This window comes from Streptomyces sp. ERV7, assembly GCF_001653515.1.
Lineage (GTDB): Bacteria > Actinomycetota > Actinomycetes > Streptomycetales > Streptomycetaceae > Streptomyces.
The window spans coordinates 1-4,815 of sequence record NZ_LYOY01000045.1 but is presented as its reverse complement, the minus strand read 5'-3'; the positions used below and the strand labels follow the sequence as shown (position 1 = coordinate 4,815).

Genomic DNA, 4,815 nt, shown 5'->3' with positions numbered 1-4,815 from the left:
CCCAGCACCCGAGCCCCAACGCCGGTCCCGTCGAGGCGTCGTTCGCGGGCGCGCTCGGCGTACGGCTGGGCGGCACCCTCTCGTACGGCGGCCGTGTCGAGCACCGGCCCGTGCTGAACGGGGGCGGCCGGGCGGTGGAGGTGGTGGACATCGAGCGGGCGGTGCGGCTGTCGCGCCGGGTGGGCTGGCTGGCGCTCGGGGTGGCGATCGCGGTGAGGAAGGTACGGACATGAGCGGCGGACTGCTGGTCGCGGGCACCACGTCGGACGCCGGGAAGAGCGTCGTCACCGCCGGGATCTGCCGGTGGCTGGTGCGCCAGGGCGTGAAGGTCGCGCCCTTCAAGGGACAGAACATGTCCCTCAACTCGTTCGTCACGCGCGAGGGCGCCGAGATCGGGCGCGCGCAGGCGATGCAGGCGCAGGCGGCGCGCGTCGAGCCGTCCGCTCTGATGAACCCCGTGCTGCTCAAGCCGGGGAGCGACCGGTCGAGCCAGGTCGTACTGATGGGCCGGCCGGTGGGCGAACTGAGCGCCAGCGGCTACCACGGCGGGCGCCAGGAGGCGCTTCTCGGCACCGTCGTGGACTGTCTGGAGCGGCTGCGGGGCACATATGACGCCGTGATCTGCGAGGGGGCGGGCAGTCCGGCCGAGATCAACCTGCGGCGCACCGACATCGTCAACATGGGCATCGCGCGCGCCGCGAGGCTCCCGGTGGTCGTGGTCGGCGACATCGACCGGGGCGGGGTGTTCGCCTCGTTCTTCGGTACGACGGCGCTGCTGAGCCCCGAGGACCAGGCGCTGGTCGCCGGGTACATCGTCAACAAGTTCCGCGGCGACGTCTCGCTGCTCGAACCCGGCATCGACATGCTGCGCGGGCTCACCGGACGCCACACGTACGGGATCCTGCCGTTCGCGCACGGGCTGGGCATCGACGAGGAGGACGGCCTGCGGGTCTCCCTGCGCGGCGCGGTGCGCGAGTCCGTGGTGGCGCCGCCGGTCGGCGAGGACGTACTGCGGGTCGCGGTGTGCGCGGTCCCGCTGATGTCCAACTTCACCGACGTGGACGCGCTCGCCGCCGAACCGGGCGTGGTCGTACGGTTCGTGGACCGGCCCGAGGAGCTGGCCGACGCGGATCTGGTGGTCGTGCCGGGAACCCGGGGCACGGTCCGGGCGTTGGAATGGCTGAGGGAACGGGGGCTGGCGCGGGAGCTGGCGCGCAGGGCGGCCGAGGGGCGTCCGGTGCTGGGGATCTGCGGCGGGTTCCAGGTGCTCGGAGAGCACATCGATGACGAGGTCGAGTCACGGGCGGGTTCCGTGACGGGTCTCGGACTGCTGCCCGTGCGGGTGCGGTTCGCGGCCGAGAAGACACTTGCACGGCCGACCGGCGAGGCGCTGGGCGAGCGCGTGGAGGGATACGAGATCCACCACGGCGTCGCCGAAGTGCTGGGCGGGGATCGGTTCATCTCTGATGACGATGGACACAGCTTGGACGGATGCCGGGTCGGTGCGGTCTGGGGCACGCACTGGCACGGGGCACTTGAGAGCGACGGATTCAGGCGACGGTTCCTGGAGCGGGTCGCGAGCGCCGCCGGCCGGCGTTTCGTCCCCGCCCCTGACACGTCGTTCGGCGTGCTGCGCGAAGAGCAGCTGGACCGCCTCGGCGACCTCATCGAAGAACACGCGGACACGGACGCGCTCATGCGGCTCATCGAGCAGGGCGCGCCCGCAGGACTTCCCTTCATCGCACCTGGAGCACCCGCATGAGCACTGTGCTGTTGTTGTCGACCGCCGACACGGATCTGCTGGCGGCCCGGGCCTCCGGGGCGCCCTTCCGGATCGGCAACCCGACCCGTATCGACGTGGCCGAGGAGCTGCCCGCGCTGATCGAGGGCGCGTCGGTGGCCGTCGTGCGCCTGCTCGGCGGCAAGCGCGCCTGGGAGGACGGGCTGGCCGCGCTGAAGGCGTCCGGCATCCCGACCGTGCTGCTCGGCGGCGAGTCCGTGCCGGACGCGGAGCTGATGGCCGAGTCGTCGGTCCCGGCCGGTGTGGTCGCCGAGGCCCTGCGCTATCTGGTCGAGGGCGGCCCCGGCAACCTCGTGGAGCTCTCCCGCTTCCTCTCCGACACCGTGCTGCTGACGGGCGTGGGCTTCGCCGAGCCGGAGAAGATGCCCGAGTGGGGCGTGCACGGCACGCGCGCGTACGTGGAGGGCCGCCCCACGGTGGGCGTGCTCTTCTACCGCGCCCACCAGCTCTCCGGCAACACCTCGTTCGTGGACGTGCTCTGCGACCGCATCGAGGCCCAGGGCGCCAACGCCCTCGCGGTGTACGTGGGTTCGCTGCGCGGCGCCGACGCGGCGCTCTACGAGACGCTGGGCCGGGCGGACACGCTGATCGCCACCGTCCTGGCGGCGGGCGGCACCACCGCCTCGCAGGCGAGCGCGGGCGGCGACGAGGAGGCATGGGACATCGGCGCCCTGGCCGATCTGAACGTGCCGGTGCTGCAAGGGCTCTGCCTCACCTCGTCCAAGGCGGCGTGGGAGGCCTCGGACGCGGCGCTCTCCCCCATGGACGCGGCGATGCAGGTCGCCATCCCCGAGTTCGACGGCCGGCTGATCACCGTCCCGTTCTCCTTCAAGGAGCAGGGCCCGGACGACGTCCCGGTCTATGTCGCCGACCCCGAGCGGGCCTCCCGGGTCGCGGGGATCGCGGTGCGCCACGCGCGCCTGAAGCACAAGCCGAACGCCGAGAAGAAGCTGGCGCTCGTCTTCACCGCCTACCCGACCAAGCACTCGCGCGTGGGCAACGCGGTGGGTCTGGACACGCCCGCCTCCGCCGTGCGCGTCCTGGACGCGCTGCGGGACGCCGGCTACCTGGTGGAGGGCCACCCGGACAACGGCGACGAGCTGATCCACCGGCTGATCAACGCGGGCGGCCACGACGTGGAGTGGCTCACCGAGGAGCAGCTGGCGGCCGCCCCCGCGCGCGTGCCGCTCGCGGACTACCGCGCCTGGTTCGAGAAACTGGACCCGGAGCTGCGCGACGGCATGCTGGAGCACTGGGGCGAGCCGCCGGGCCAGTTGTACGTGGACGGCGACGAGATCGTTCTCGCCTCCCTCCAGTTCGGCAACGTCGTCGTGATGATCCAGCCGCCGCGCGGCTTCGGCGAGAACCCCATCGCGATCTACCACGACCCGGACATGCCGCCCTCGCACCACTACATGGCGGCGTACCGCTGGCTGGAGAACTCGTTCGGCGCCGACGCCATCGTCCACATGGGCAAGCACGGCACCATGGAGTGGCTGCCCGGCAAAGGCCTCGGCCTGTCGTCGGGCTGCGGTCCGGACGCGGTCCTGGGCGATCTGCCGCTGGTCTACCCGTTCATCGTCAACGACCCGGGCGAGGGCACCCAGGCCAAGCGGCGCGGCCACGCCACGGTCGTGGACCATCTGGTCCCGCCGATGGCCCGCGCCGACACCTACGGCGACCTGGCCAAACTGGAGCAACTCCTCGACGAGTACGCCCTGGTGAGCGATCTCGACCCGACGAAGGCCCCGGCGGTGCGGGCCCAGATCTGGACCCTGGTGAAGGCCGCCGAGCTCCACCACGACCTGCACGTCGCCGAGCAGCCGGACGACGGCGACTTCGACGAGTTCGTCATGCACATCGACGGCTATCTGTGCGAGATCAAGGACGTCCAGATCCGCGACGGCCTCCACATCCTGGGCGGTGGCCCCGAGGCCGAGCCCCGGGTCAACCTGGTGCTCGCGGTGCTGCGCGCCTCCCAGGTGTGGGGCGGCCAGGCCAACGCGCTGCCGGGTCTGCGCGCCTCGCTGGCCGAGCACTTCGGCCTGGTGGAGAAGGAGCTGCTCGCCGAGCCGGGTACGCCGGTGAAGGTGCCGGTGGAGCTCACGGACCTGGTCGAGGGCCCCGCTCGTACGGCGGCCGACGCGATCGACCTCCTGGAGCAGCTGTGCCGCCGTCTGGCGGAGGGCATGGAGGAGCGCGCCTGGTCGGTGTCCGCGTGCGGCCCGCTGGTCGGCGAGGTGCTGGGCACGGAGCTGCCGGACGCGGTGGCGGTCCTGGAGTTCGCCTGCCGCGAGGTGGTGCCGCGCCTGGCCCGCACGACGGACGAGATCACCCACATCCTGCGGGCGCTCGACGGCGGCTACGTCCCGGCGGGCCCGTCCGGCTCCCCCACCCGGGGCCTGGTCAACGTCCTGCCGACCGGCCGCAACTTCTACTCGGTCGACCCCAAGGCCATCCCCTCGCGGCTGTCCTGGGAGGTCGGCCAGGCGCTCGCCGACTCGCTGGTGGCCCGCTACCTCACGGACACCGGCGCGTACCCGAAGTCGGTGGGCCTCACCGTGTGGGGCACCTCCGCGATGCGCACCCAGGGCGACGACATCGCGGAGATCCTGGCGCTGCTCGGCTGCCGCCCGGTGTGGGACGAGGCGTCCCGCCGCGTCACCGGCTTCGAGGTGGTCCCGGTCGCTGAGCTGGGCCGTCCCCGCATCGATGTGACGGTCCGTATCTCCGGCTTCTTCCGGGACGCGTTCCCGCACGTGGTCGCGCTGATCGACGACGCGGTGCGGACGGTGGCGGAGCTGGACGAGCCGGCCGAGTCCAACTACGTGCGGGCGCACGCCGACGAGGACACCGCAGAGCACGGCGACCGCCGCCGGGCCACGGCCCGTATCTTCGGCTCCAAGCCGGGGGCGTACGGGGCGGGCCTGCTCCCCCTGATCGACGCGCGCAACTGGCGCAGCGACGCCGACCTCGCCGAGGTGTACGCGGTGTGGGGCGGCTACGCGTACGGG

General features: G+C 72.5%; 3 protein-coding genes. All 3 read left to right on the top strand.

The genetic code is table 11. From position 1 onward, the window contains the following. Positions 1-233: cobalamin biosynthesis protein (locus tag A8W25_RS22755; RefSeq protein ID WP_199831812.1), on the top strand; the 233-nt coding region annotated here is incomplete at its 5' end. Beyond that, positions 230-1,762 carry a cobyric acid synthase gene (locus A8W25_RS22750; protein ID WP_067156896.1) on the top strand — a complete coding sequence of 511 codons (1,533 nt, stop codon included), beginning with the start codon at positions 230-232 and terminating at the stop codon, positions 1,760-1,762. The genes A8W25_RS22755 and A8W25_RS22750, both read left to right, overlap by 4 nt. Further along, on the top strand, positions 1,759-4,815 hold a 3,057-nt coding region (cobN, locus tag A8W25_RS22745), incomplete at its 3' end, for a cobaltochelatase subunit CobN (RefSeq protein WP_067164453.1). The genes A8W25_RS22750 and cobN, both read left to right, overlap by 4 nt.

What these genes read in the sequence shown, in the direction of transcription:
- A8W25_RS22750 (WP_067156896.1), top strand. Translation starts at nt 230, where the DNA reads ATGAGCGGCGGACTGCTGGTCGCGGGCACCACGTCGGACGCCGGGAAG.